At 69.4% G+C, this 26,016-nt stretch carries 22 protein-coding genes and 1 tRNA gene; 13 read left to right on the forward strand and 10 right to left on the reverse strand.

The annotated features are described in order from the left end of the window. Nucleotides 1–771: a rhomboid family intramembrane serine protease gene (locus tag F3H57_RS17240; RefSeq protein WP_149757324.1), complete on the reverse strand. Its 771-nt coding sequence runs from the start codon at nt 769–771 to the stop codon at nt 1–3. A gap of 118 nt (nt 772–889) precedes the next feature. Continuing rightward, nucleotides 890–4,327, reverse strand: a complete 3,438-nt coding sequence (gene putA / locus F3H57_RS17245; RefSeq protein ID WP_149757326.1) for a bifunctional proline dehydrogenase/L-glutamate gamma-semialdehyde dehydrogenase PutA — start codon at nt 4,325–4,327, stop codon at nt 890–892. A 106-nt stretch (nt 4,328–4,433) separates the two neighbouring features. Here putA and F3H57_RS17250 point away from each other — a divergent pair, with 106 nt between their 5' ends. Both F3H57_RS17250 and F3H57_RS17255 read left to right on the forward strand, forming a co-directional pair. Continuing rightward, nucleotides 4,434–4,910: an Lrp/AsnC family transcriptional regulator gene (locus F3H57_RS17250; RefSeq protein ID WP_149757328.1), complete on the forward strand. Its 477-nt coding sequence runs from the start codon at nt 4,434–4,436 to the stop codon at nt 4,908–4,910. 137 nt (nt 4,911–5,047) lie between these two features. After that, a tRNA-Leu gene (locus F3H57_RS17255) sits at nt 5,048–5,131 on the forward strand. 48 nt (nt 5,132–5,179) lie between these two features. On the opposite strand, the gene F3H57_RS17260 is transcribed toward F3H57_RS17255, so the two are convergent. The 4 genes from F3H57_RS17260 to F3H57_RS17275 form a co-directional block, all read right to left on the reverse strand. Next, entirely contained in the window at nt 5,180–8,233 is a 3,054-nt protein-coding gene (locus F3H57_RS17260; RefSeq protein WP_149757330.1) for an efflux RND transporter permease subunit, read from the reverse strand. A 4-nt stretch (nt 8,234–8,237) separates the two neighbouring features. Continuing rightward, complete coding sequence (locus F3H57_RS17265; RefSeq protein WP_149757332.1) at nt 8,238–9,311, reverse strand: efflux RND transporter periplasmic adaptor subunit; 1,074 nt, start codon at nt 9,309–9,311, stop codon at nt 8,238–8,240. Between the two features lie 14 nt (nt 9,312–9,325). Then, complete coding sequence (locus F3H57_RS17270) at nt 9,326–9,922, reverse strand: TetR/AcrR family transcriptional regulator (RefSeq protein WP_149757334.1); 597 nt, start codon at nt 9,920–9,922, stop codon at nt 9,326–9,328. A gap of 150 nt (nt 9,923–10,072) precedes the next feature. Further along, a complete protein-coding gene (locus F3H57_RS17275) occupies nt 10,073–10,582 on the reverse strand; it encodes an SH3 domain-containing protein (protein ID WP_394349843.1) in 510 nt (169 codons plus the stop codon). Between the two features lie 107 nt (nt 10,583–10,689). On the opposite strand from F3H57_RS17275, the gene F3H57_RS17280 reads away from it, so the two are divergent. Next, on the forward strand, nt 10,690–11,676 hold the full coding sequence (locus tag F3H57_RS17280) for a 2-hydroxyacid dehydrogenase (protein WP_149757338.1): 987 nt from the start codon (nt 10,690–10,692) through the stop codon (nt 11,674–11,676). After that, the gene (locus tag F3H57_RS17285) at nt 11,673–12,488 is read left to right on the forward strand and encodes a hypothetical protein (protein ID WP_149757340.1); all 816 of its coding nucleotides are present in this window, start codon (nt 11,673–11,675) and stop codon (nt 12,486–12,488) included. Before F3H57_RS17280 ends, F3H57_RS17285 begins: the two co-directional genes overlap by 4 nt. A gap of 117 nt (nt 12,489–12,605) precedes the next feature. Here F3H57_RS17285 and F3H57_RS17290 read toward each other — a convergent pair whose 3' ends face one another. After that, nucleotides 12,606–14,180 carry a 2-isopropylmalate synthase gene (locus tag F3H57_RS17290; RefSeq protein WP_149757342.1) on the reverse strand — a complete coding sequence of 525 codons (1,575 nt, stop codon included), beginning with the start codon at nt 14,178–14,180 and terminating at the stop codon, nt 12,606–12,608. 587 nt (nt 14,181–14,767) lie between these two features. On the opposite strand from F3H57_RS17290, the gene F3H57_RS17295 reads away from it, so the two are divergent. From F3H57_RS17295 to F3H57_RS17310, 4 genes are all read left to right on the forward strand, one after another. Next, nucleotides 14,768–15,958 (forward strand): aspartate aminotransferase family protein, encoded by a 1,191-nt coding sequence (locus F3H57_RS17295; RefSeq protein ID WP_149757344.1) that lies wholly within the window; start codon nt 14,768–14,770, stop codon nt 15,956–15,958. 77 nt (nt 15,959–16,035) lie between these two features. Next, nucleotides 16,036–16,962 (forward strand): ornithine carbamoyltransferase, encoded by a 927-nt coding sequence (gene argF / locus F3H57_RS17300; RefSeq protein ID WP_149757346.1) that lies wholly within the window; start codon nt 16,036–16,038, stop codon nt 16,960–16,962. Between the two features lie 88 nt (nt 16,963–17,050). Continuing rightward, nucleotides 17,051–19,495, forward strand: coding sequence for an ATP-dependent helicase HrpB (gene hrpB, locus F3H57_RS17305; protein WP_149757348.1), 2,445 nt, complete (start codon nt 17,051–17,053; stop codon nt 19,493–19,495). A gap of 116 nt (nt 19,496–19,611) precedes the next feature. Then, the gene (locus tag F3H57_RS17310; protein ID WP_149757350.1) at nt 19,612–20,361 is read left to right on the forward strand and encodes a M48 family metallopeptidase; all 750 of its coding nucleotides are present in this window, start codon (nt 19,612–19,614) and stop codon (nt 20,359–20,361) included. A gap of 72 nt (nt 20,362–20,433) precedes the next feature. Here the strand turns inward: F3H57_RS17310 and F3H57_RS17315 are convergent, their stop codons facing one another. Then, nucleotides 20,434–20,745, reverse strand: coding sequence for a hypothetical protein (locus tag F3H57_RS17315; protein ID WP_149757352.1), 312 nt, complete (start codon nt 20,743–20,745; stop codon nt 20,434–20,436). Nucleotides 20,746–20,777: 32 nt separating this feature from the next. Next, nucleotides 20,778–21,764 (reverse strand): cobaltochelatase subunit CobS, encoded by a 987-nt coding sequence (cobS, locus tag F3H57_RS17320; RefSeq protein ID WP_149757354.1) that lies wholly within the window; start codon nt 21,762–21,764, stop codon nt 20,778–20,780. Between the two features lie 200 nt (nt 21,765–21,964). On the opposite strand from cobS, the gene F3H57_RS17325 reads away from it, so the two are divergent. The 4 genes from F3H57_RS17325 (at nt 21,965) to msrB (ending at nt 24,741) form a co-directional block, all read left to right on the forward strand. Continuing rightward, on the forward strand, nt 21,965–22,519 hold the full coding sequence (locus F3H57_RS17325; RefSeq protein ID WP_149757356.1) for a sigma-70 family RNA polymerase sigma factor: 555 nt from the start codon (nt 21,965–21,967) through the stop codon (nt 22,517–22,519). Continuing rightward, entirely contained in the window at nt 22,516–23,232 is a 717-nt protein-coding gene (locus F3H57_RS17330; protein ID WP_149757358.1) for an anti-sigma factor, read from the forward strand. Before F3H57_RS17325 ends, F3H57_RS17330 begins: the two co-directional genes overlap by 4 nt. 305 nt (nt 23,233–23,537) lie before the next feature. Continuing rightward, on the forward strand, nt 23,538–24,101 hold the full coding sequence (locus F3H57_RS17335) for a fasciclin domain-containing protein (protein ID WP_149757360.1): 564 nt from the start codon (nt 23,538–23,540) through the stop codon (nt 24,099–24,101). 163 nt (nt 24,102–24,264) lie between these two features. After that, nucleotides 24,265–24,741 (forward strand): peptide-methionine (R)-S-oxide reductase MsrB, encoded by a 477-nt coding sequence (gene msrB / locus F3H57_RS17340; protein ID WP_149757362.1) that lies wholly within the window; start codon nt 24,265–24,267, stop codon nt 24,739–24,741. Nucleotides 24,742–25,026: 285 nt separating this feature from the next. Here msrB and F3H57_RS17345 read toward each other — a convergent pair whose 3' ends face one another. After that, nucleotides 25,027–25,656, reverse strand: coding sequence for a DnaJ domain-containing protein (locus F3H57_RS17345; RefSeq protein WP_149757364.1), 630 nt, complete (start codon nt 25,654–25,656; stop codon nt 25,027–25,029). A 69-nt stretch (nt 25,657–25,725) separates the two neighbouring features. On the opposite strand from F3H57_RS17345, the gene F3H57_RS17350 reads away from it, so the two are divergent. After that, a complete protein-coding gene (locus F3H57_RS17350) occupies nt 25,726–25,995 on the forward strand; it encodes a BolA family protein (protein ID WP_149757366.1) in 270 nt (89 codons plus the stop codon). Nucleotides 25,996–26,016: the final 21 nt, after the last annotated feature.

A 26,016-nucleotide genomic window follows, 5' to 3' on the forward strand; every position in this document is an offset into this window, starting at 1 on the left:
TCAGCGGCTCCAGGGGCCGCGGCGGGTGCGCCGGCGTCCGGCGCGCGGCACGTCCGTCGCGGTCAGGCGGTACTCTGCCGCCGGGTGGCGCGGAGCGCCCAGCGAGCGGCGCCAGAAGGCCGGCCCGCCGCGCCTGAGCCAGAGCGGTATCGTGAGCACCACGCCGATTACGAAGCCGCCCACATGCGCCCAGTAGGCGGTGCCGCCGGCATCCGCCGGCGTGCCGATGCCGCCGAAGGCCTGCATCGCCAGCCAGAGCGCGAGCAGGATCCACGCGGGAATGGTGACGATGCGAAAGATCACGATCAGGATGATCAGGATGTCGACGCGGGCGCGGGGAAACAGCAGCAGGTAGGCGCCCATCACTCCGGCGATGGCGCCCGACGCGCCCACCATGGGCACCTGGCTAAACGGCGCGGTGATGTACTGCGCCAGCGCCGCGCCGACGCCGGAGGCGAGGTAGAAGAGGAGGTAGCCGACATGGCCCATCTCGTCCTCGACATTGTCGCCGAAGATGAACAGGAACAGCATGTTGCCGGCGAGGTGCAGGACCCCGCCATGCAGGAACATCGAGGTGACGATACCGCCGAATCCGTCGCCCGCGGTCACGCGCGCCGGGATCAGCGCCCAGTCCCAGAAGAAGCGGTTGAGCGCCAGGTCGTTCTGAAAGAGCGACCAGTAGTTGAGAAAGATCACCACGTTCGCCGCGATCAGCGCGTAGGTGACGACGGGGACGGAGCCCGACGGGTTGTGATCGCGGATCGGAAACATGGGCTGAGCTTGGACCGCCGGCGCCCGGGGTCAAGCCCGCGGGGCCGGGACCCAGGTTCTTGGACAAGAACCTGGGCACAATCTTGATGAAGATTGTGCGGCGCCCGGCCGCACCCGGTCACGACACCCCGGCGAGGAGCTTGGCATTGCCGCCGGCTGCGGTGGTATCGACGCAGACGTGGCGTTCGAGGAGCGCGTGGCCGCGGTCGGGCGTGCCGGTCACCAGGAAGCGGATCGGCCCGTCGAACCGCGCAAGGGCCGCGCGATAGCTGCGCGCGGCCTCCGCGTCGCCCCACCAGATCGCGCCGGAGATGCCGCCGAGCGTCTCCAGCGCCTCGGGGGCCACGCGCCCCTCCGCCTCCACGGCGACGCCGCCGAGATCGCGGATCGCCTGCGCCTGGACCCGCGCCGCCTCCGCCCCCGGCCCGAGGCAGAGCACGGCGGGACGCGGCAGGGTGGAGAGCATGTTGGACTCGCCCGTCGGGCCGGGCAGTTCGGTCCGGTCGACCACCCTGTCCTGCGCCGCCTTCTTCGCGGCTTTCTCGATATGCGCCGGATCGTCATCCTTGGACCATTTGCCGGCGGACTGCCCGGCCGGGTGCTGGCGGAAGCGGTCCAGGTAGTCCGGGCCGCCCGCCTTGGGACCGGTGCCCGAAAGCCCCTCGCCGCCGAAAGGCTGGGAGCCGACGATGGCGCCGATCTGGTTGCGGTTGACGTAGACGTTGCCCGCCGCGATGCGCTCGGAGACGTGCTGCACCCGGTCGTCGATCCGCGTCATCAGCCCGAAGGTCAGCCCGTAGCCGCGCCCGTTGATCGCGTCGATCACCGCCTCGATCTCGTCGGCCTTGAACGTGGCGAGGTGCAGGACCGGGCCGAAGATCTCGCGCTCCAGATCGTCGATCCCCTTCACGCGGATCAGGGTCGGCGCCACGAAATGCCCGGCATCTGGCGTGTCGCAGGTCTTGATCACGCGCCCCTCGTCCTCCGCCGCCGCGACGTAATCGGCGATCCCCGCTTTCGCCTCGGCGTCGATCACCGGGCCGACGTCGGTCGACACCTCCCAGCCGCGGCCGATGCGCATCGCGTCCATCGCGCCGGTGAGCATCTCGGTGAAGCTGTCGACAATGTCCTCCTGCACGTAGAGGCAGCGCAGGGCGGAGCAGCGCTGGCCGGCCGACTGGAACGCCGATTCCACGATCGCCGCGACGGCCTGTTCGGGCAGGGCGGTGGAATCGACGATCATCGCGTTGAGCCCGCCGGTCTCCGCGATCAGCGGCGCGCCGGGGTCGAGATGCTCGGCCATCGACTTGTGGATGATCTGTGCCGTCTCGGTGGAGCCGGTGAAGGCCACGCCGCCGACGCGGGCATCGGAGGTCAGCGCGCCGCCCACCTCCGCCGCGCCGGGCAGGAGCTGGAGCGCCGTCGCCGGCACGCCGGCCTCGAGCATGAGCTGCGCGGCCCGGTGCGCGATCAGCGGCGTCTGTTCGGCCGGTTTCGACAGGACCGCGTTGCCGGCGGCAAGCGCGGCGGCGATCTGTCCGGTGAAGATCGCCAGCGGGAAGTTCCAGGGGCTGATGCAGGCGAAGACACCAACCGGCGGGTCGCCCGCGGTGCGCGCGCCGTAATAGCGCAGGAAGTCGACCGCCTCGCGCACCTCGGCCACGGCGTCATTGAGCGACTTGCCGGCCTCGCGGTGGAGGATCGCGAAAAGCTCTCCGTAATGCTCTTCGTAGAGGTCGGCGATGCGGTTCAGGACCTTGCCGCGTTCCTCCGGCGGGGCGTCCCATGGCTGTGCAACACGGGCCGCCGCCGCGACGGTGTCCGGCGTGGCCCAGGTGACCGTGCCAACCTGGTCGCGCGGGCGTGCGGGGTTCACCACCGCCTCCTCGGCCCCGTGCGGCGCCTCCTCGGCGGTGATCGGGCCCGCGGCCCATGTGTGACGCTCGAAGGGGCCGCGGGCCTCTTCGATCGCCGCCAGCGTCGGGCGGTGGCGCAAATCCCAGCCCATGGAGTTCTTCCGCTCGGGCGCGAAGAGGTCCGGCCCGGTGGTCAGGCCGCTGTCATGAACCTGAGGGAACGGATCGGCCGCGACGGTCTCCGGCGGGACGTTTTCATCGACGATCTGGTTGACGAAGGACGAGTTGGCCCCGTTTTCCAGCAGTCGCCGCACGAGGTAGGCGAGCAGGTCCTTGTGCTGGCCCACCGGAGCGTAGATCCGGCAGCGCACGCCCTCGTTCTTCATCAGGATGTCGTAGAGCGTCTCTCCCATCCCGTGGAGGCGCTGGAACTCCCAGTGCTCCTTGGGCACCTCCATCGCCTCGGCCATGTGCAGCACGGCCATGGTCGTGTGCGCGTTGTGGGTGGCGAATTGCGGATAGATCCGGTCGGTCATCCGGAGAAGCTTGCGCGCATTGGCGATGTAGCTCACGTCCGACGCCGGCTTCGAGGTGAAGACCGGGAAGCTCTCGAGCCCCGCCACCTGCGCGCGCTTGATCTCCGTGTCCCAATAGGCACCCTTGACCAGCCGCACCATGATCCGCCGGTCGAGCCGCGTTGCGAGATCGTGCAGCCAGTCGAGCACCGGCGCCGCGCGCTTGCCGTAGGCCTGCACCACCACGCCGAAGCCGTCCCAGCCCTGGAGCGAGGGTTCCGACAGCACCTCCTCGATCACGTCGAGCGAGATCGCGAGCCGGTCCATTTCCTCGGCGTCGATGTTGAGCCCGATCCCGGCCGAGCGGGCAAGCTGGCAGAGCGTGCGCAGCCGCGGCACCACGTAGTCGAAGACAAGGTCGGCCTGCAGATCGTCGTAGCGCGGATGCAGCGCCGACAGCTTGACCGAGATGCCGGGATTGTCGCGCGTCTTCTTGGATTTCGCGGCGCCGGCGATGGCGTTGATCGCGCGGCTGTAGGACAGGTGATAGCGGCGCGCGTCGTCCTCGGTGCGTGCGGCCTCGCCCAGCATGTCGTAGGAATAGGTGTAGCCGCGCGCCTCCTGCTTGGCGGCGCGCTTCATCGCGGCCTCGATGGTCTCGCCCAGCACGAATTGCTGGCCCATCACCCGCATCGCCTGACCCACGGCGCGGCGGATCACCGGCTCGCCCAGACGCCGCACGGCGCCGCGCAGGTGCGACGCGATGCCCGGGTCCCGATCCTTCAAGACGTTCCCGGTGAGCATCAGCGCCCAGGTCGAGGCATTCACCAGCGGCGAGGCCGAGTGCCCCATGTGCTTGCCCCAGTCGGACGGGGCGATCTTGTCCTCGATCAGCGCGTCGATGGTTTCGGCGTCCGGCACCCGAAGAAGCGCCTCGGCCAGGCACATCAGCGCGATGCCTTCCTCCGTCGACAGGCCGTATTCGGCCAGGAACACCTCCATCAGCCCCGGGCTGGCGGAGCCGCGGATGTCCCGGACAAGCTGCGCGCCGCGCTCGCAGATCGCGCGGCGGTCGGCTTCGGACAACTCGGCCGTGGTGGCCAGCGCCTCCACCGTGCGCGCCTCGTCGGCGTAGGTCTGGGCGTCGATATTGCGTCGCAGGTCGGTCGTGACGTCTCTGGGCATGATGTACCTCCGCAGATTTTTTCTAGCTTATGCCGCTTTTTGCAGTGATATGTCCTGAAGTGACGGGGATCGCGATCCGATCCGACTTCTTTTGCGGGGGCGCGCCATGCGAACCGACATTCTCGATCTCGACAGCTTCGACCGGGCGATCCTCAAGGTGCTTGCAGAGGACGGGCGCTGCTCCGTCACCGAGCTTGCGCGCCGGATCGGCCTGTCGAAATCGCCCACCCAGGCGCGGCTGCGGCGGCTGGAAGAGGTCGGCGCGATCCGCGGCTACCGCGCGATCCTCGATCCGATCCAGCTCGGCCTCGATCACGTCGCCTTCGTGGAGGTGCGCCTTTCGGACACGCGCGAGGCGGCGCTCGCCGCGTTCAACGATGCCGTGGCCGGCATTCCCGAGATCGAGCAGGCGCATCTCATCGCCGGCAGTTTCGACTATCTGCTGAAGGTGCGCACCACCGACATGCGCAGCTACCGGCAGGTGCTGGCCGACCATATCTCGACCCTCCCGCATATCTCCTCCACCTCCACCTATGTCGCGATGCAGGCGGTCAAGGAGGACGGTGTCGCGGAGGTGACGTGACCGGTGCGCCGGCGGCCCGGCGCATATGCCGTGCCCGTGCGGCCGGCCTTGTCGCCGCGCCTGCTGGGGGACCCGCCGGGCAGCGAACTCTGACACTTTCCCTCGCCTCGTCCGCCGCATATGGTCCGATGCTGCGGGCCCGCGTGGTGGAACGGTAGACACAGGGGACTTAAAATCCCTAGCCACATGGCGTGCCGGTTCGAGTCCGGCCGCGGGCACCAGCGCAAAAAGTCGCGCTTTCGGCGCAGACCGCCCCTCGCACCCTCCGCTCAGTTCTTCCCCGGCGCGTCCGCCTTCCACGCCCGCGGGAAGAAAATGACGTAGAGAACCGGCGCGGCGATCAGCGTCAGCACAGAGGCGAAACCGAGCCCGCCCATGATCGTCACCGCCATGGAAGCGAAGAAGGCATCCGACAGGAGCGGCGTCATGCCGAGAATCGTCGTCCCCGCCGCCAGCACCACCGGCCGCAGGCGCGATGTCGAGGCCCGCACCACCGCCTCGCGGAAGGGCACGCCGGCCTCGCGCGTGAGGTCGATTTCCTCCACCAGCACGATGCCGTTCTTGATCAGCATGCCCGAGAGCGACAGAAGGCCCAGGAGCGCGGTGAAGGAGAACGGCAGCCCTGTGCCCAGGAGCCCGATCGCCACCCCGTTCACCGACATCGGCACCAGCAGCCAGATGATCAGCGGCTGGCGCAGCTTGCCGAACAGCAGGATGGAGATCAGCACCATCACCAGCAGCGAGATCGGCAGCTGCTGGCCCAGGCTCTCCTGCGCCTCGGTGGAGCTTTCGTATTCGCCGCCCCATTCCATCGCATAGCCTTCGGGCAGTTCCATCGCCTCGATCGGGCCGCGCACTTCGTTGAAGACGTCCATGGCGTTCACGCCCGCGGGCACGCCGGCCTCCACCGCGATGGTCGGCAGCCGGTTGCGGCGCTGGTAGAGCGTGTCGTGCACCTCGTAGCCGAAGCCGTCGACCACCTGTTCCAGGGGTACGAAGGTGCCCGCGGTGTCGGACCAGACCGGCCGGTCGATCAGGTGCCCGGCGCCGCCAGACGACGCCTCGGGATCGCGCACGACGATGGGGATGAGCCGGTCGTCCTCGCGGTAGACGCCAGCGCGGATGCCGTCGGTCGCGCTGGCGAGCGCGGTGGCCACGTCCTCGCGGGCAATGCCGGCCGTCTGGGCCCGCTCGTCGGCATAGCGCGGCATCAACACGAGTTCGCGCTCGCGCCAGTCGGTGCGCAGGTCCTGCAGACGGTCCGACGCTTCGGTCATGCGTGCGGCGGCATCCTCGGCCAGCGCGCGCAGCACGTTGGGGTCGGAGCCCGAGAACCGCACCGCGACCGGTGCGCCACCGCCGGGGCCGAAGGCCAGCCGCTCGGTGCGGAATTCGCCGGCGGGCAGGGCCGTGCGGCCGAACTCCTCCAGACGGGCGCGCAGCGACGGGATCTGCTCCAGCGTCTCGGTGCGGATGATGAGGTGGCCGTAGGTCGGCAATGCCTCTTCGGGCGCGTAGGTCAGCATGAAGCGCGTCGCGCCGCCGCCGACGAAGGTCGCGACCGAGGACACCTCGTCCTGCTCGGCCAGCCAGTCCTCCAGCACTTCCATGTCGCCTGCCGTGCGCATGATGTCCGCGCCCTGCGGCAGCTTGTAATGGACGTAGAACAGCGGCGTGTTGCTGTCGGGAAAGAACTGTTGCTTCACCTGGCCGAAGCCGATGTAGCACACCACGGTGATCCCGATCAGCGCGATGACCACCAGCCAGCGCAGTTTCAGCGCCACCCGGAGGATCGCCGCGTAGGCGCGGAAGACCGGACCGTCATAGGCCGAGCCGGCCTCCACCCCGCCGCGCTTGAAGAAGTAGTGACCCAGAAGCGGCGTCGCGGTGATCGCCAGCACCCACGACAAGAGCAGCGAGATGCCGATGACGGCAAAGAGGGAGAACAGGAACTCCCCCGTCGCATCCGGCGACAGGCCGATCCCCGCGAAGGCCATGATGCCGATGACCGTCGCGCCCAGAAGCGGGATCTGCGTCTTGCCGGCGACCTCCGCCGCGCTCTCGCGCGAGGATTTGCCCTCGGCCATTTCGCCCTGCATCCCCTCCGCGACGACGATGGCGTTGTCGACGAGCATCCCCATCGCGATGATCAGCGCCCCGAGAGAGATGCGCTGCAGCTCGATCCCGAAGACCGCCATGAAGAACATCGTGCCGACCACGGTCAGCAGCAGCGTCGTGCCGACGACGATCGCCGCCCGCCAGCCCATGAAGAGCGCGAGCACCACAACCACGATCGCCACCGACATGGCGAGGTTGACCAGGAAGGCGTTGGAGGAGTCCTCGACCACCACGTGCTGCTGGTAGACCGGGTTGAATTCCACGCCGTAGGGAATGTCGTTCATCAGCCGGTCGAGCCGGGCATCCACCGCCTTGCCGATGTCCACGATGTTGAGGTCGGACTTGCCCGACACGCCGACGGTGAACGCCTCCTGCCCGTCGAAGCGGATGACGGTGTCGGGGCTTTCGACCCGGCCGCGGTAGACGGTGCCGATGTCGGTGAGGTTCACCACCTCGCCCTGGACGCCGACGGTCAGGTTCTGGATCTGCTCGACGCTGTCCGAGCCGACGGGCGGGGCAATGCGGATGCTCTGTCCGTTCTGGTCGACCGACCCGGCATCGGTGACGGAGTTCGCCGACTGGATGGCACCGATGATCGCGTTGGGCGGCACGCCGAGATTTGCGATCACCGCCGGTTCGGGCTCCACGAACACCGCCTCTTCGGGCAGGCCGGCGACCTCCACGTCGGCGACGCCCTCCACCGCCAGAAGCTCGCGCCGGATGAAGGCGGCCAGCTCGTGGGTCTCCGCGTCGGTGAAGCCGGGGGTGGAGACGGCGTAGAAAATGCCGAAGACGTCCCCGAACGTGTCGTTGACGATGGAGGGCCCGGCGCCCTCCGGCAGGTCGCCCTGCGCGTCGTTCACCCGGTTGCGCAGCTTGTCCCAGATCTGCGGCAGCTCGTCGCCGCCATAGGTGGACTCCACCTCCACCTCGATCCGGCTGACGCCCGGCTTGTTGGACGACGTGATGGTGTCGACCTCGGCCATCTGCTGGATCGCACTTTCCAGCGGTTCGGACACCTCGCGCGCCACGTCCTCGGCCGAGGCGCCGGGATACTGGGTGAAGACGATGGCGTTCTTGATGGTGAAGGCCGGATCCTCGAGCCGGCCGATGGTGGCGAAGCCCCAGATCCCGCCAAGCAGGCAGCCGAGCATCAGAAGCCAGGTGATGAGCGCGCGGTCGATGGCGCCACGGGCGATCTGCATTGGGTTACTCCCCGATGCCGGTGAAGCGGCGGACGGACTGGCCGTCCTCGAGCTGGGCGGCGCCGGTCATCACGATCTCCGTGCCGGGCTCGGGCCCGTCCAGCAGCGCGATGCGCCCGTCCGGGCGCACCTCGATGTCGACCGGGGTGCGGTGCACCTCTCCGCGGTCGGGATCCTCGCCCGACGGGGCGAAGACCATAACCGAGGGGTTGCGTTCAGGGTCGTAGACCAGCGCGGTCTCGGGCAGCAGGATGCCGGAGGACGCGCCGAGCGGCATCTGCACCGTGACCGTGGTCGACGATCCCGGCAGCACGCCCTCGCCCGGATCCTCGGCAAAGGCGAGCGTCAGGCGGTAGGTCTGGCCGACCTCGGCGGTCTCGGCCTCGAACTCGCTGAAGACCAGCGGGTAGCTTTGTTCGCTTTCGGGGAAGCTGGCGCTCACCTCGATCTTGTCGCGGTCGTCCGTGGCACGCCGGAACAGCACCTCGGGCACGTCGATCGCCACCTTCTTGACTGACATGTCGTGCAGGCGAACGACAGGGGTGCCGGCCTGCACGGTCGAGAAGTTCGCCATCATGCGCCGCGCCACCAGCGCATCGAACGGCGCCTCGAGGGTGGCATCCTCGAGCTGATCCTCGGCGTCGTCGACGGCGATCTGGGCCAGCCGCGCCTGCGTGCGCGCATCCTGGATCTGGACCTCGGAGGCCGCGTTGCCCGACAGCTGCTCCAGCCGGTCGAGATCGCGCTCGGCCTTGTCGAGGTTCACGCGGGCCTCTTCGAGCTGGCGTTCGAACGGGTCGAGGTCGAGGCGCGCGACCAGCCCGCCCTCGGGGATCGGCGCGCCCTCGGTCGCCGGCAGCCGCACGATCTGCCCGCCCACCTGGAAGGCGAGGTCGACCGTCTCGTTCGCCTCGACGCGGCCGAAGAACTGCCGCTCCACCGTGCCCTGGCCGGCATCCAGCGTCATCAGCTTGGCCGGCCGCGGCGGCGGGGACGACGCCTGCTCGGTCTCCTGCGCCATGGCGAGCGAGGACAGGGCGAGCAGCATCGGCAGGGCGGAGGCGATGAGGCGCAGCATGGGCGGGGGCTCCGTCAGGTGAAGGGACACAGGCCTTTGCGGCCGTAGAGGCAGAGATCGGCGAGCCGTTCGGCCATGAGCTCGGGGTCAGGGCGGCCCGGTCCGAGCGCGACCCAGTGGCGCAGGACGCCCACGAAACCGGCGGCGAAGAAGCGGGCATGCATCGCCTGCGCGCCGGGCGCGAGCGCTGCGCTGCCCTCGGGATCGCCTTCCGCCAGGAACCGTTCCAGCAGCGCGCCGAAGCGTGTCTCTGGCTCGGTCCCGACGGCGCCGTTCAGCAGCGCGATCAGCCGCGGATCATCGGGGTCCAGGTCGGCGAAGACCGACGCCATCAACTGCCGCAGCCGGTCGGGGTCCACGGCGGCGTCGGCATCGCGGAAGGTAGCCCGATGGCGGGCGGCGATTTCGTCCAGCATCGTGTCGAGATGTTCCTCGATCAGCTGCGGGATGCCGCTGTAATGGGCATAGAACGTCTGCCGCGTCACGCCGGCGTGGCGCGCCAGCGCCTCGACGGAGATCGAGTCGGGCGGCGTGTCGACCATCAGATCGCGCAGGGCGCGATGCAGGCGAAGGCGTGAGCGGAGGCTGCGCTTGTCCATGGCGCCAGACATGGAGGTTATTTGACACTTGTCAAGAAACTTGGGCAAGTGTCGGCACGTCGCGTGCGGCCGGCGGCGATGAGTCCGCAAGGGGGAGAGCCGGCCGGAGTGCCTTGGCGCCGGGTGGGCGGATTGCCCACCCTAAAGGGTGCCCCGGCCCGCTCAGTCGCGCAGCTCGTCCGGCGCGACGCCCCAGAGCGCGGTCTTGCGCGTCCAGCCGTGCTGACCGCCGGCCTCGACCTCGCACCAGATCGCCAGGCACTCGCCCAGCCGCGCGATCACTCCGATCCCCAGCTTGGCGACTATCTGGGAACCCTCCGCGGGGCGCGTGTAGACCGGCAGAAGGTCTTCCGTCACGATCACCGTGCGCACGCCCGACAGCAGCGAATAATGCACCCAGCCGCCGGCGCCGTCGCGGTCGCGCACGCGGCGCCAGTGGCCGAACTCCGCGGTGACCTCCAGGGGCATGTCGCGGCGCACGTAGACCCAGTCGATCCGGTGCGTCAGCGACGGGCCGCGCCGCACGTTGCCCTCGGATGTCTTCAGCGACACGTATCGCGGCAGCGGCAGGTTGGTCACCGGCCCGCGTTCCCCTTCGGCCGCGCCCGCCGCACCGGCCGCCATCAGCGTCACGGCGATGGCCAGCGCCACGCCCCTCGCTCGTCTCGTCATGGATGTCATGTCCTGCTCGGTTTTCCCGGCCGGGGTTCTTGTGCCCCGATCCGTCTTGCGACACTCTGCCCCGAAAGAAAGTTGCTTGAAAGATCGGGGGCCCGAGCATGGCATCAAAGCGCCTGAGTGTTGTCGTCACGCGACGCCTGCCCGAGGCGGTCGAGACCCGGCTGAAGGAGCTTTTCGACGTCTCGCTGAACGACAGCGACACGCCGATGACCCGCGGCCAACTGCTCGACGCGATGCAGTCGGCGGACGTGCTGGTGCCGACGCTCACCGACGAGATCGACGCCGGGCTGATCGGCCAGGCCGGCGAGCGGCTGAAGCTGATCGCCAATTACGGGGCCGGGGTCGATCACATCGACGTCGACACCGCGCGCGCGCGCGGCATCCTTGTGTCGAACACCCCCGGTGTGGTGACCGAGGACACCGCCGACATGGTCATGGCGCTCATGCTCGGCGTTACGCGCCGAATCCCGGAGGGGCTTGCGGTGATGCAGGCCGGCGAATGGACCGGCTGGGCGCCCACCGCCTTCACCGGCTACCGCATCGGGGGCAAGCGGCTCGGCATCCTCGGCATGGGCCGGATCGGCCAGGCCGTCGCCCGCCGTGCCCGCGCCTTCGGCATGCAGGTCCACTACCACAATCGCCGCCGCCTGCGCGAAGAGACCGAGGCCGCGCTCGAGGCGACGTACTGGGACAGCCTCGACCAGATGCTCGCGCGGATGGACGTGGTGTCGGTCAATTGCCCGCATACCCCGGCGACCTTCCACCTGATGAACGCGAGGCGGCTGAAGCTGATGAAGCCCTCGGCGGTGATCGTGAATACCTCGCGCGGCGAGGTGATCGACGAGAACGCGCTGGCCCGGCGGCTGCGCGCGGGCGATCTCGCCGGTGCGGGCCTCGACGTCTACGAACGCGGCACCGACGTCAGCCCGGAGCTGCGCGATCTGCCGAACGTGGTGCTTCTGCCGCATATGGGTTCGGCCACCGTGGAGGGGCGGCTGGAGATGGGCGAGAAGGTCATCATCAACGTCAAGACCTTCGCCGACGGCCACCGCCCGCCGGATCAGGTCGTCCCGTCGATGCTGTGAGGCGCCTCCGGCGCATCCTGCTGGCGGCGGTTCTGGGGCTCGCGGCGCTGGCCGCGCTGATGGTGCAGAACCCCGCCGTCGACGGGGCGGAACGCGCGGCCAGCCGGATCGCGGTCGCGGCGGGGGCGGTCTACGTGTCGCTCCGCGCGATCAACGCGACGCTGTCGGTGGCGCAGGAGATCGAGCTTGGCGGCTCGGCTGTGGTGTCCGCAAGCGCGCAACCCATCAAGGTACTGGAGCCCATCGACGACACGGTGGAGCGGGTGGCCTCCACGGTCTTTGCAGTCTCCGTTGTCGCCGCGACCCTGTCGGTGGCGGCCGAACCGCTTTCGGTGCTCGGCGCCGCGATCCTGCTGGGCGCGCTGCTTCCGTGGCTGCTGATCGGACCGCGGCGCGGGCGCGCCAGCCACGTCTGCGACCGCGCGCTGGTCGGCGGCACGGCGCTCGCCTTCGTGCTGCCGGCGCTGTTCTGGGCCGGGGCGGGCATCGCCGACGTGCTGACCGAGCCGCGCATGGTCGCTGCCCGCGCCGAGTTGTCGGACATCGCCGACCGCGCCCGGGGCATCAGCGAGGAAAGGGCGCTGCCGGAGACGGGCGACTCCTCCTTCTTCGACAGCTTGACCAACGGCGTCGCGGACATCCTGGAGACGATCGGCGTCTACCGCGACAGCGTCGCCTATTTCCTGGAAGAGGCCGACACGATCCTGTCGACCTCGCTCACCATCATCGGGCTTCTGTTGCTGGAGGCCCTGATCCTGCCGCTCGCGGTCGTGGCCGCCGCGCTCTGGATCCTGCGCCGCCGCGCGCCCTGACCCGGCGCGCGTGCGCCAGAGGAGCGATGTCGCGGGCGGCTCCGGGGCAGGGGCGGTGGCGACCGCCGAAGCCGGACGAAGACGGGGGCGCGGCATGCGCCGTGCCCCCGCTCGCGATCAGCCAACATCCTTGTAGCTGATCTCTTTCGCGTCCGAGCCCGGCCCGGTCTTGTCGCGCCGCACCAGGAGGCGGTTGAGCGCGTTCACATAGGCCTTGGCCGAAGCGACAACCGTGTCGGTGTCGGCCGACTGGCCGGTCGCGATCATGCCGTTCTCTTCCAGCCGCACGCTGACCGTGGCCTGCGCATCGGTGCCCTCGGTCACCGCGTGCACCTGGTAGAGTTGCAGCCGCGCGTCGTTCGGATGGAGCGCGCGCACCGCCTTGAACGTGGCGTCCACCGGCCCGTCACCCTCGGCGCTGGTGGCCTCCTCCTTGCCGTCGATCTCCATCTCCAGCTCGGCGCGCGCCGGTCCGCCGGTGCCGCAGGTCACGGACAGGTTCACGATCTGCAGCCGGTCGGCCATGCCGTCGGTCGTCGTCGCCGTGACCAGCGCGAGGATGTCCTCGTCGTAGACCTCCTTCTTGCGGTCGGCGAGTTCCTTGAACCGCACGAAGAGATCCTTGAGCTGGTTGTCCCCCACCTCGACGCCCAGTTCCGACAGCTTGGCGCGCAGCGCGGCGCGGCCCGAATGCTTGCCCATGACGAGGTTCGTCGCGGCGAGGCCCACATCCTCGGGGCGCATGATCTCGAACGTCTCGGCGTTCTTGAGCATGCCGTCCTGGTGGATGCCGCTTTCATGCGCGAAGGCGTTCTTGCCCACGATCGCCTTGTTGTACTGCACCGGGAAGCCCGACACCGTCGCGACGCGGCGCGAGATGTGCATGATCTTCTTGGTGTCGATGCGGGTGTCGAAGGGCATGATGTCGCCGCGCACCCGCAGCGCCATCACCACCTCCTCGAGCGCGGTGTTGCCCGCGCGCTCGCCAAGGCCGTTGATCGTGCACTCGATCTGCCGCGCGCCGCCCTCGACCGCGGCCAGCGTGTTCGCCGTCGCCATGCCCAGATCGTTGTGGCAATGGGTGGCGAAGACGATCTCGTCCGCACCCGGCACAGTCTCGATCAGGCGCCGGATCAGGTCGGCGCTCTCGCGCGGGGCGGTGTAGCCGACGGTGTCGGGGATGTTGATCGTCGTCGCGCCCGAGCGGATGGCGATCTCCACCACCCGGCAGAGATAATCCCACTCGGTTCGCGTGGCGTCCATCGGCGACCATTGCACGTTGTCGCAGAGGTTGCGCGCATGGCTCACCGTCTGCTCGATCCGCTCTGCCATCTGGTCCTTGTCGAGGTTCGGGATCGCCCGGTGCAGCGGCGAGGTGCCGATGAAGGTGTGGATGCGCGGCCGCTCCGAATGGCGCACCGCGTCCCAGCAGCGGTCGATGTCGGTGGGGTTGGCGCGCGCCAGACCGCAGATCACCGACTGCTTGGAGCGCTCCGCGATCTCCTTCACGGCGCGGAAATCGCCTTCCGAGGCGATGGGAAAGCCCGCCTCGATGATATCGACGCCCATGTCGTCGAGAAGCTCGGCGATCTCCAGCTTTTCGGCATGGGTCATGGTCGCGCCGGGGCTTTGTTCGCCATCGCGCAGCGTGGTGTCGAAGATCGCCACGCGGTCCTTGTGTGTATCGCTCATGGGTCCGGTCTCTCGGATCAAATCGTCGGTTTCGGCGTCGGGACGTGCCCTGTGGTGCCGGTATGGGTGTGCTCTTCGCAGCTGTTCGTCCCAGCCCGTGCCGCACCGACCGGCGCATGCGGACCCGTGCGGGGTCCGGATTGCCGGGAGGCGGTAAGGGGCAGGGATGTCATGGTGGCTCCTCGGAAGGGCGGCTGATCTGTCTCGGCGCGGGAAACGGGGTCCTCTGAGCGGTCGCGCCGAGAAGGCCGCGCTCAGAGGCGGGTAAGGAGCAGCAGGCCGAGCGGAAGCGCCGCCATGGGGCGGGCGCGCATCGCGATATGTGCCTGACTCGTCATGGCCGCGACTATAACCGGCAATTCGTGAAAGAAAACCCTCCGCGCGGCGGAATTTTCTTGCCATCCGGACGCGGCCGTGGTTCAGCGCCCGCATGACCGCGACGATCCGCATCCGACGAGGCCGCTGAGCCTCCGTTTCCTCCCGCCCGATCAACGGGCGGGTGTCCTCGTCCGTCATATTCCCATGAAACTTGACTTGACCGAAGGCCCTTGGCACCTCTTGGGCTCTTCCCGCGAAGGAGCGATCCGATGATCCCGTCCGTCCTGCCGACCTATAATCGCGTGCCCCTGAGCTTCACGCACGGCGAAGGCGCCTGGCTGGTGGCCGAGGACGGTCGACGCTTCCTCGACATGGGGGCGGGGATCGCCGTGAACGTGCTCGGCCACGCGCATCCCGCGCTGATCGAGGCGCTGACCGCGCAGGCCGGCAAGCTCTGGCATGTCTCGAATCTCTACCAGATCCCCGAGCAGCAGGCGCTGGCCGACGCGCTGGTCGACGCGACCTTTGCCGACAGCGTCTTCTTCACCAATTCGGGCACCGAAGCGTGCGAGCTGGCGGTGAAGATGGCGCGCAAGCACTGGGCCGCGAAAGGCCACCCGGAAAAGACCGGCCTCATCAGCTTCTCCGGCAACTTCCACGGCCGGTCCTCGGCGGCCATCGCGGCGTCCGGCACCGACAAGATGATCGGCGGCTTCGGCCCGGTCCTGCCCGGCTTCGTCCACGTCCCCTGGGGCGATCACGACGCGCTGCACTCTGCGATCGACGAGCATATCGGCGCGATCCTGATCGAACCCGTGCAGGGCGAGGGCGGCATCCGCCCGCTGCCGGACCAGTGCCTGAAGGGCCTGCGCGAGCTTTGCGACGAGAAGGGGATCCTCATGATCCTCGACGAGGTGCAATGCGGCATGGGCCGCACCGGCCGCCTCTTCGCGCACGAATGGGCCGGCATCACACCCGACATCATGATGGTCGCCAAGGGCATCGGCGGCGGCTTCCCGCTCGGCGCGGTGCTCGCCACCGAGGACGCCGCCGCGGGCATGACCGCCGGCACCCACGGCTCGACCTATGGCGGCAACCCGCTGGCCTGCGCCGTGGGCCTCGCCGTGATGCGCCACGTCTCCGACCCCGATTTCCTCGCGGAGGTCCGCCGCAAGGCGGCGCTCCTGCGCCAACGGATCGAAAGCATCGTCGCCACCCATGCCGACGTCTTCGAAGAGGTGCGCGGCGTCGGCCTGATGCTCGGCCTCAAATGCCGCCTGCCGGCCGCCGACGTGGTGGAGGCCGGCTTCGCGCACGAGTTGATCACCATCCCGGCCGCCGACAACGTGATGCGCCTCCTGCCGCCGCTGACGCTCTCCGACAGCGACATCGCGGAGGCCGTCTCCCGCCTCGACCGCGCCGCCACAGCGGCGTCGCTGAAGGCCAAGGCCCCGGCCTGATCTTCTTCTCGTCACAAATACTCCCGGGGGTCCGGGGGCAGGCGCCCCCGGCCGTCGGCCGATAAAAGCATGATCCGATGAACCATTTCCTCGACATCCACAAGACCGACCCCGCCGAACTCAAGGCGATCCTGTCGCAGGCCGCCACGATGAAGTCGGCCCGCAACGGCGCCCCCAAGGCCACGCCCGATTCCGAGCAGCCGCTCGCCAACCACATGGTCGCGCTGATCTTCGAGAAGCCCTCGACCCGCACCCGCGTGTCCTTCGATGTCGGCGTGCGCCAGATGGGCGGAGAGACGATGGTGCTCTCGGGCGCGGACATGCAGCTCGGCCACGGCGAGACCATCGCCGACACCGCCCGTGTGATGAGCCGCTACGTCGATCTCATCATGATCCGCACCTTCGACGAAAGCGTGCTGACCGAGATGGCCGAGCACGCCACCGTGCCGGTGATCAACGGGCTCACCGACCGCTCCCACCCGTGCCAGATCATGGCCGATCTGATGACCTACGAGGAACATCGCGGCGCCATCCAGGGCCGCAAGGTGGTCTGGTCCGGCGACGGCAACAATGTCTGCGCCTCCTGGCTGCACGCGGCGGCGCAGATGGGCTTCGACTTCACCTTCACCGGCCCGGTGCAACTCGACCCGGAGATGGAGTTCGTCGGCCTCGCGCGTCAGGCCGGCGTGCAGGTCACGATCGAGCGCGACCCGATGCGCGCGGTGGACGGCGCCGATCTCGTGATCACCGACACCTGGGTGTCGATGCACGACGCGCAATCGGCGCGCGAGCGGCGCCACAACATGCTGCGCCCCTACCAGGTGAACCGCGATCTGATGGCGAAGGCGAAACCAGACGCGCTCTTCATGCATTGCCTCCCCGCGCACCGCGAGGAAGAGGTCACCAGCGAGGTGATGGACGGCCCGCACTCGGTCGTCTGGGACGAGGCCGAGAACCGCCTGCACGCGCAGAAGGCCGTCATGCGCTGGTGCGTCGGCGCCTGAGCGCGCAGGATTTTATCTAAAATCCTGCGCACGATCTTATCTAAGATCGTGCGAGCCGACCCCGGACGCCGCGCGCAAGGAGGACGTCATGCCCCGCCTGCCCATCGAGGACGCGCTGCCGGACCTGCTCTCGGCGGTGCGCCGGACCGGCCGCGCCGTGTTGCAGGCGCCGCCGGGCGCGGGCAAGACAACGCGCGTGCCACTCGCCCTCCTCGAGGCCGGCGCCTTCGACGGCACGCTCGTCATGCTCGAACCCCGCCGCCTGGCCGCCCGCGCGGCGGCGGAGCGCATGGCCGAAACACTGGGCGAGCCGGTCGGCAAGACCGTCGGCTACCGCATTCGCGGCGAGGCCAAGGTCTCCGCCGCCACCCGGATCGAGGTCGTCACCGAAGGCATCCTGACGCGCCGCCTGCAATCGGACCCCGAACTGACCGGCGTCGGCGCCGTGATCTTCGACGAGATCCACGAACGGTCCCTCAACGCCGATCTCGGCCTCGCGCTCTGCCTCGAGATCGCCGGCGCGCTGCGCGAGGATCTGCGCCTCCTGGCGATGTCCGCGACGCTCGAAGCCGGCCCCATCGCAGACCTGATGGCGGCGCCCGTGGTCACCTCCGAAGGGCGCAGCTACCCAGTGGAGACGCGCTGGCTCGACCGCCCGCTGCCCAAGGGCACGCGGCTTGAGGACGGCACCGCCGACCTCGTCGCGACCGCCCTCGGCGAGACCGAGGGCGGCGTGCTCGTCTTCCTTCCGGGCGAGGGCGAGATCCGGCGCACCGCCGCGCGTCTCAAGTCCCGCCTGCCGCCGGACGCGGTGCTGCGCCCGCTCTACGGCGCGCTTCCCCCGGACGAGCAGCGCGCGGCGATCCGGCCCGAGCCCTCGGGGCGCAAGGTCGTCCTCGCCACCGCCATCGCCGAAACCTCGCTGACCATCGAGGACGTGCGCGTCGTCGTCGATGCCGGCCGTGCCCGCCGCGCGCGCTTCGATCCCGGCTCCGGCATGTCGCGGCTGGTGACAGAGCGCGTCACCCGCGCCGAGGCCACGCAGCGCGCCGGCCGTGCGGGGCGCGTCGCGCCGGGCGTCGCCTACCGGCTCTGGACCCGCGGCGAGGAGGGCGCTCTCGTCCCCCATCCCCCGGCGGAGATCGAGGCGGCGGACCTTGCCGGGCTCGCGCTCGATCTCGCGCTCTGGGGCGCGGCGCCCGAGGCGCTGCCGTTCCTGACGCCGCCCCCCGCCGCGACCTACGCGGAGGCGCAGGAGCTTCTGCAACTCCTCGGCGCACTCGATTCCGAGCGGCGCGTCACCCCGCACGGCAAGGCGCTCGCCCGTCTGCCGCTGCATCCGCGGCTCGCGCACATGGTGGCGATCGCCGGCAAGGACGCCGCGCCGCTCGCGGCGCTTCTGGCCGCGCGCGATCCGCTGAAGGGCGCGCCGGCGGACATCACCCTGCGGCTGGAGGCGCTGCGCGATCCCAAGGGGTTCTCCGCCGCGCGGCCCTACGAGGTGCGTCGCGCGGCCCTCAAGTCGATCCAGGACGAGGCGAAGCGGCTGACCCGCGAGGCGCCGACGGGCACCGAGGACCTGCGCCCGGCCGCGATGGCGGCGCTGGCCTATCCCGACCGGATCGGCCTGCGCCGGCGCGGGGATTCGTCTCGCTACATCCTGTCGGGCGGCAAGGGCGCGGTGATGCCCGAGGATGACGCGATGGGCGAGGCGCACCTGATCGTGGCAACCGACACCGACGGCAACCCGCGCGAGGCGCGCATCCGCCAGGCCGCGCGGCTGGAAGAGGCCGAGCTGCGCGCTCTCTTCTCGGACCGGATCGCGTGGGAGGACGTCTGCGCCTGGTCGCGGCGCGACCGCCGCGTGGTGGCGCGCCAGCAGGAGCGGTTTGGCGCACTTGTCCTTGACGACCGGATCTGGCGCGACGTGCCCGAGGATCTGGTCGCCCGCGCGATGCTGGACGGCGTGCGCGAGATCGGGCTGGCGCTGACCGCCCGGGCCCGGCGCTTCGCGGCGCGCGTGGCACTGGGGCGTGCGGCGGGGCTCGACCTGCCGGAGATGGACGAAGAGGCGTTGATGGCGACGCTGGAGGAGTGGTTGCTGCCGTTCCTGTCCGGCGTGCGCTCGGCCGAGGACTGGCGGCGCTTCGATCCGACCGAGGCGCTCGAGGCGCGGCTCGACTGGCCGCAGCGCCAGGCGCTCGATAACGCGGTGCCGGGGGCCTTCACCACGCCGCTCGGCCGGTCGATCCCGATCGACTATTCCGGCGAGGCGCCGGAAATATCGCTGCGCCTGCAGGAAATGTTCGGCCAACGCACGCATCCAGTGGTGGGCGACACGAAGCTGCGGGTGACGCTGCTGTCCCCGGCCGGGCGTCCGGTGCAGACCACCACCGACCTGCCGGGGTTCTGGGACGGCTCCTATGCCGACGTGCGCAAGGACATGCGCGCGCGCTATCCCAAGCACCCCTGGCCGGAAAACCCGCGGGAGGCCGACCCCACCCTGCGCACCAAGCGGGGCGGCGGCGGCTGACCGACCCGGCGGCTGAGCGCGAAAGACCCACGGGCATATCGCCCATGCCGAGGCTTGCAACACGGAACCCGGCCAGCCCCGCGGCGCTTCCAGTTTGACCCTCACCGGAGATCGCCATGCCCTGCACCTGCCAGACCTTCACCCGCCGCCGCATTCTGGCCGGTGCGGCCACGCTGCCGCTGACGACGCTGCCGGCCTGCGACCGGGCCTCGGTCCTGGTGTCGGAGGACGAGGCCGCCCGCCTCGGCGCCGAGGCCTGGCAGCAGATCCGGTCCGAGACGCCACAAAGCGACGACCCGGCCTTCCGTGACACGGTCGCGCAGCTGTCGCACGAACTCATCACTGCCGCGGGCGGACAGCCGTCCGAGTGGCAGGTCGTCGCCTTCGACTCAGCCCAGGCCAACGCCTTCGCGCTGCCCGGCGGGCGGATCGGCGTCTACCGCGGCCTCTACGAGCTGGCCGGTTCCCCGGACGAGCTGGCCGCCGTGATCGGCCACGAAATCGGCCACCTGCAGGCCGACCACGCCCGCGAGCGCATGGGCAATGCCCGCGCCTCCAACGCGCTCCAACGCGTCGTCGCCTTCGTGCTGCGCCAGTCGGAGATCGAGCTCGACGAGGAGATCATGGCGGCGCTGGGCCTCGGCCTGCAATACGGGCTGGCGCTGCCCTACGGCCGCCGGCAGGAACTGGAGGCCGACCGCCTCGGCCTCGACCTCATGCGGCAGGCCGGTTTCGACCCTGCGGCCTCCATCCGTCTGTGGGAGGCGATGCAGCAGGCGCGCGGCAACCAGCCGCCGGAGATCCTCGCCACTCACCCGGCCCCGCAGACCCGGATCCGCGAACTGCGCGAGATGATCGAGGCCTGACCTCTGCTTCTTCGGGCAGAAATACTCCGGAGAGCGCGAGAGGCAGCGCCTCTCGCACGCGCCCATGGCGCGTCACCGGCAGGCGGACATTGCCCGCTCGAAGACCTCTTGGCTCTGCCGGTCGCTCGCGTACACGTAAGCCTCGACCATCCGCGCCCGCCGGGGCGCCTCGCGCGCGATCCACTCCTCGACCGCTGCCGGATCGCCCGTCTCGCGCACGGCGACGTCGCGGAACCGGGCCGCCTCCGTCCGCGCCTCCTCCGCGCCGCTCAGATAGGTCGAGATTTCAGCATATTGCGCATATCCCTGCCAGAGCGCCGCGCAGCGCGCCGCCGGGTTATCCGACACGTCCGCCGCAGCGGCCCCGGCGAGGAGGGCCGGCAACGGCCCGAGGAGCTGCCGCGCCCGGCGGCAGATCACTTCACCGCGACGCGCGCCGCGCTTTCGGGCAGTTCCTCGTCGAAGCAGCGCTGGTAGAACTCCGCCACCGTCTGCCGCTCCAGCTCGTCGCACTTGTTGAGGAACGACACCCGGAAGGCGTAGCCGGTGTCGCGGAAGATCTCCGCGTTCTGGGCCCAGGAAATCACCGTCCGCGGGCTCATCACCGTCGACAGGTCGCCGTTCATGAAGGCCGTGCGCGACAGGTCCGCGACGGTGACCATCTGGCGGATCTGGCGGCGCCCCTTCTCGGTATTGTAGTGCGGGCACTTCGACAGCACGATCGCCGCCTCGGCGTCGATCGACAGGTAGTTGAGCGTCGCCACCAGGCTCCAGCGGTCCATCTGGCCCTGGTTGATCTGCTGCGTGCCGTGATAGAGACCGGTCGTGTCCCCGAGGCCCACCGTGTTCGCCGTCGCGAAGATGCGGAAGAACGGGTGCGGATGCAGCACCTCGTTCTGGTCGAGCAGCGTCAGCTTGCCGTCGACCTCCAGCACGCGCTGGATCACGAACATCACGTCGGCCCGGCCCGCATCGTATTCGTCGAAGACGATCGCGGTCGGGTTGCGCAGCGCCCAGGGCAGGATGCCCTCCTGGAACTCGGTGACCTGAACACCGTTCTTGAGCTTGATGGCGTCCTTGCCGATCAGGTCGATCCGGCTGATATGGCTGTCGAGGTTCACCCGCACGCAGGGCCAGTTCAGCCGCGCCGCCACCTGTTCGATATGCGTCGACTTCCCGGTGCCGTGATAGCCCTGGATCATCACCCGGCGATTGTGGGCGAAGCCGGCGAGGATCGCCAGCGTCGTGTCCGGGTCGAACTTGTAGGTGGAATCCAGGTCCGGCACACGGTCGGTCTTCTCGGCGAAGCCGTGCACCACCATGTCGGTCTCGATCCCGAATACCTCGCGCACCGAGATCTCCTCGGTCGGTTTCGCGTCGATGTCGATCGCGCCGTCGGCCATGACAATTTCGTCCTCTCAAGCACGTCTGGCCGGGCCTGGCCCGGCAATTGGCGTCCGGGATGCAACATATCGTGGCAAGGGGCAAGGGGAAGGATCGACAGCGTGCCGGCCCGGCCCTACATGCAAAAGGAACGATAGACCAAGACGCAATAACGGGGCGGACCCGGCCCGTGCCGGCCCGGTCCCGACGACAGGGCCAGATGCCGCAGAAGACGCCGCAGGAAGAGGTCGAGGACCTGCTCGCCCGGATCGCGATGGGCGACCGAGAGGCGTTCTCTTCGCTCTACGACCGGACCTCCGCCAAGCTCTTCGGGATTTGCCTGCGCATCCTCGGCGACCGGGCTGAGGCCGAGGAGGCCCTTCAGGAAGCCTATGTGCGCATCTGGAATCGTGCCGAGGCGTACCGGGTGAACGGCTTCTCGCCGATGACATGGCTGATCACGCTGACCCGCAACATCGCCATCGACCGGCGGCGCAAGCGTCCGGCGCGGCCCGCCGAGGGGCTCGACCTGGCCGAAACGATGGCCGATTCCGGCCCCGGCCCGGAGGCGCAGGCGGCCGAGCGGTCTGAGGCCGAGCGTTTGCACCAGTGCCTGCGTGAACTGCCCGAGGACCGCGCGGCGATGGTCCGCCGGGTCTATCTCGACGGCGATACGTACGCCGAACTCGCGGAGGCCACCGGCACCAAGCTCAACACCGTGCGCACCTGGCTGCGGCGGTCGTTGATCCAGCTCAGGGAGTGTCTGGCACGATGACCGGCGAGGGTGACATGGACGATCTGCCGAACGGGGGCGATACCGCCCTCGCGGCGGAATACGTCCTTGGCCTCATGCCCGACGCCGAGGCGCGCGCCTTCGAGGCACGTCTCGCGAAAGAGCCGGAGCTCGAACGCGAGGTGGTCGTCTGGACCGAGTATTTCGCGCATCTCGCCGGCGACGTGACCGGGACAGCGCCGGCCGCGGCGGTCAAGCGGCGCATCGAGGCCGCCGCCTTCGGCGACGCGCCGGGCCGCCGCCGCGCGCCGCTCTGGCGGATGCTCATGCCGTACGGGGCCGGCGCGGTGCTGGCCGCCGTGCTCGCCTGGGCCGCCTTCACCTTCGGCCTGCTCGGGCCGCAAGGCGAGCGGCCGGCCCTCGTGGCCGACATCGCGGTCGAGGACAGCGACCTCGCCATCCATGCCGGCTGGTTCGCGGAGGCGGGCGAACTGCTGGTGATCCGCGAATCCGGCAACGTACCGGCGGGATCGGACCTCGAACTCTGGGTCGTCGCCGGCGACGAGGCGCCGGTGTCGCTCGGGCTTGTGCCGGATGCCGGGCAGGGGGATCGCCTCCGCTATGGCCTGCCGGCCTCGGTGGCCGAACGGCTGCCGGAGGCCATGCTCGCCGTCAGCCAGGAGCCGCCCGGCGGCTCGCCCACCGGGGCGCCCACCGGGCCGATACTCGGCACGGCACCGATCACGGTTCACTGAAACGTTGTGAAGGCGGCGGGTCGGATCGGCCGCTGGCCGATCCGACCCGCCGGGGGGCGCTGCCCCCCGGACCCCCCGGAGTATTTGAAAGCCCAAAGAAGCAGCAGGCCGGCAGCGCCGGTTCACATGCAGTCGCGTCCGCTTGAAGCGTGGCGGGCGGCCGATTGCAACATATCGTTCACGTGATCTTTATCGGGCCCGGGCGGAGCCGCGAAACCCGTGGCTCCGGCAGGCCGTGGATTCCTTTGCTCTCGTCGATCCACGACGGGCCCACGACCCATGACTCTAACGGAGGAGGCCAACACATGACCCTCAAGACCCTAGCCGCCGCGCTTGCCGGCACCGCACTGACCGCCGGCGCCGCGTTCGCCCAGGATAACCCGCAGGTCGGCGGCGCCGACATGTTCGCCGACCGTACCATCGTCGAGAATGCGGTGAACTCGCCCATTCACACCACGCTCGTCGCCGCCGTCCAGCAGGCGGGTCTCGTGGACACGCTGAACGGCGAAGGCCCCTTCACCGTGTTCGCGCCGACCGATGACGCCTTCGGCATGCTGTCCGAGGAAAGCCTCAACGCGCTGATGATGGATGAGAACCGCGACCAGCTCGCGCAGATCCTCACCTGTCACGTGGTCGCCACCGAGGCGATGTCCGGTGCCATCGCCGGGATGATTGCCGATGACGGCGGCATGCACCCGGTGCCGACCGTGGGCGGCTGCACGCTGCAGGCCGAGATGTCCGGCGACACCATCACGCTGACCGACGAGAACGGCCGCGAGGCGACCGTCACCATCGCCGACGTCGATCAGTCGAACGGTGTCATCCACGTGATCGACCGTGTGCTCCTGCCGGGCGGCCAGGCCGGCTGAGACGGGCGCCTTTGAGACCGGGGGGCGCTGTTCCTATATCGTCAAGCGAATGGCACCCGGTGCCGCCCCGCCGGATCCCTCGCGGCGGGGCGGCAGTCCTGGCCCCCTGTCCGGCCCGTGCGCTCCGCCGGTCCGGACCTTCACCTGACGGAGGACCGACCCGATGATGAGACGCGACTTCCTCACCCGCAGCGCCGCCGCGCTGGGCCTCGCCGGCGCCGCCACCGGCGCCCGGGCCGCCGACGGCCCCTTCGAGGTTACCCGCACCGAAGCCGAATGGCGCGACATGCTGTCGGAGGCCGAATTCCGCGTGATGCGGGAAGAAGGGACCGAGCGCGCCTTTACCTCGCCCCTGCACGATCTGAAGACGCAAGGGACGTATCTTTGCCGCGGCTGCGACCAGGCGCTCTATTCTTCCGAGCACAAGTTCGATTCCGGCACCGGCTGGCCGTCGTTCTGGAAGCCGGTGGCGGACGGCGCCGTGGGCACCAAGCCCGATCGATCGTTCTTCACGGTACGCACGGAGGTGCATTGTTCGCGCTGTGGTTCCCATCTCGGGCATATCTTCGATGACGGCCCCGAGCCCACCGGCAAGCGCCACTGCATCAACGGCGTGTCGCTGACATTCCGCGAGGCCTGACAAAGCGGCCCGGCCGGCAGGCAGAAAAGCGGGCGAGCCCGGCATCGCCGGCGCCCGCCCGTGCCCGTCTGGGGGAAGACGAGTCCTCCTGGTCACGTCGGCGAGCATCCGACAGGGGATAATCGGACACCCGCCGTCCGTGAGTGCGAGACCGGAAGCGGTAGGGATCGGCCGCTCCGTCAATCGGTACGCTTCTGTCAGGCTATGCAACCTAAGGGGGTTGTGTCTAGCGCTTTGTGTCCCGCCTAAGGGGAATCCCGTACAACCTGCGCGGGAGGCCGCCGATCACTTGAAGTGGCGGCTGTCCTTGACCTGCTCCCACGCCCACATGACTTCCTGCAGCTGCTCTTCCTGGCTGCGGTCGCCGCCGTTCATGTCGGGGTGCAGCACCTTGATGAGCGCCTTGTAGGCCTTCCGCACGTCGGTCTTGGAAGCGTTTTCGCCGACGTCGAGGATCTCGATTGCGCGCCGCTCGGTCGGGGGCAGGCGGCGTCCGCCGCTGCCGCCGGCCTTCTTGCCGGGGTTGCGCGTGGCGTTGTCGCCCAGCACCTGGTGCGGATCCTCGATGCCCAGCCGGGCCCAGGCGCGCGCCTCGGGGTCGCGCCAATCCTTGGTCTGGCGGTCCCAGACCTTGTCGGCGCTGGATTGCGCATTCAGCTCCGCCTCGGTCTTGCCGTGGAAGAAGTCCCACTTCAGGTTGTATTCGCGGACATGGTCCTTGCAGAACCAGTAGAAGTCGTCGAGCACGTCCGGCGCCTTGGGTGCGCGGAACTTGCCGGGCTTGTCGCAGCCCTCATGATCGCACACGCGGGTCGATGTCTCGCTCTCGCCCGACATCCCCCGGCGGCCGCGCGGGTTCTTCTTCTTGGCCGAAGAGACGGACATGTCGAAACCGAAGGGGTCGGATTTGGTCATGAGGGGCACCTCTTTTCGACTCGGACGCCGGAGTTTAGACAAAACCCCGGCAGAGTGTAGGGGGCGAAGGTGGAAAAAACGACGAGAACCAGTGAAATCGAGACACGGCTGCGTGCGGCGCTGGCGCCGACCGAACTGGTCGTGCACGACGACAGCGAGGCCCATCGCGGCCACGCGGGCTTTCAGGAAGGCGGCGAATCCCACTTTCATGTGGTGATCCGCTCCGCCGCCTTCGAGGGCCAAAGCCGCATTGCACGCCACCGCGCGGTGCACGCGGCGATCGGTCCGGAGCTCATGGGGGCGATTCACGCGCTGTCGCTCGACCTCGGCACGCCCTGAGCTTTCGGGCAGCGCCGATGC

The sequence above is a fragment of the Roseivivax sediminis genome (assembly GCF_900112685.1).
GTDB lineage: Bacteria > Pseudomonadota > Alphaproteobacteria > Rhodobacterales > Rhodobacteraceae > Roseivivax > Roseivivax sediminis.

Bases quoted from the DNA above. Each gene is read 5' to 3' on its own strand.
- putA (WP_149757326.1), bottom strand. From the start codon at position 4,327: ATGCCCAGAGACGTCACGACCGACCTGCGACGCAATATCGACGCCCAG.
- F3H57_RS17240 (WP_149757324.1), bottom strand. From the start codon at position 771: ATGTTTCCGATCCGCGATCACAACCCGTCGGGCTCCGTCCCCGTCGTC.
- F3H57_RS17265 (WP_149757332.1), bottom strand. From the start codon at position 9,311: ATGCTGCGCCTCATCGCCTCCGCCCTGCCGATGCTGCTCGCCCTGTCC.
- F3H57_RS17290 (WP_149757342.1), bottom strand. From the start codon at position 14,180: ATGAGCGATACACACAAGGACCGCGTGGCGATCTTCGACACCACGCTG.
- F3H57_RS17330 (WP_149757358.1), top strand. From the start codon at position 22,516: ATGACCGGCGAGGGTGACATGGACGATCTGCCGAACGGGGGCGATACC.
- F3H57_RS17335 (WP_149757360.1), top strand. From the start codon at position 23,538: ATGACCCTCAAGACCCTAGCCGCCGCGCTTGCCGGCACCGCACTGACC.
- cobS (WP_149757354.1), bottom strand. From the start codon at position 21,764: ATGGCCGACGGCGCGATCGACATCGACGCGAAACCGACCGAGGAGATC.
- F3H57_RS17295 (WP_149757344.1), top strand. From the start codon at position 14,768: ATGATCCCGTCCGTCCTGCCGACCTATAATCGCGTGCCCCTGAGCTTC.
- F3H57_RS17275 (WP_394349843.1), bottom strand. From the start codon at position 10,582: ATGACGAGACGAGCGAGGGGCGTGGCGCTGGCCATCGCCGTGACGCTG.
- F3H57_RS17270 (WP_149757334.1), bottom strand. From the start codon at position 9,922: ATGTCTGGCGCCATGGACAAGCGCAGCCTCCGCTCACGCCTTCGCCTG.
- hrpB (WP_149757348.1), top strand. From the start codon at position 17,051: ATGCCCCGCCTGCCCATCGAGGACGCGCTGCCGGACCTGCTCTCGGCG.
- F3H57_RS17345 (WP_149757364.1), bottom strand. From the start codon at position 25,656: ATGACCAAATCCGACCCCTTCGGTTTCGACATGTCCGTCTCTTCGGCC.
- msrB (WP_149757362.1), top strand. From the start codon at position 24,265: ATGATGAGACGCGACTTCCTCACCCGCAGCGCCGCCGCGCTGGGCCTC.
- F3H57_RS17280 (WP_149757338.1), top strand. From the start codon at position 10,690: ATGGCATCAAAGCGCCTGAGTGTTGTCGTCACGCGACGCCTGCCCGAG.
- argF (WP_149757346.1), top strand. From the start codon at position 16,036: ATGAACCATTTCCTCGACATCCACAAGACCGACCCCGCCGAACTCAAG.
- F3H57_RS17250 (WP_149757328.1), top strand. From the start codon at position 4,434: ATGCGAACCGACATTCTCGATCTCGACAGCTTCGACCGGGCGATCCTC.
- F3H57_RS17260 (WP_149757330.1), bottom strand. From the start codon at position 8,233: ATGCAGATCGCCCGTGGCGCCATCGACCGCGCGCTCATCACCTGGCTT.
- F3H57_RS17310 (WP_149757350.1), top strand. From the start codon at position 19,612: ATGCCCTGCACCTGCCAGACCTTCACCCGCCGCCGCATTCTGGCCGGT.
- F3H57_RS17325 (WP_149757356.1), top strand. From the start codon at position 21,965: ATGCCGCAGAAGACGCCGCAGGAAGAGGTCGAGGACCTGCTCGCCCGG.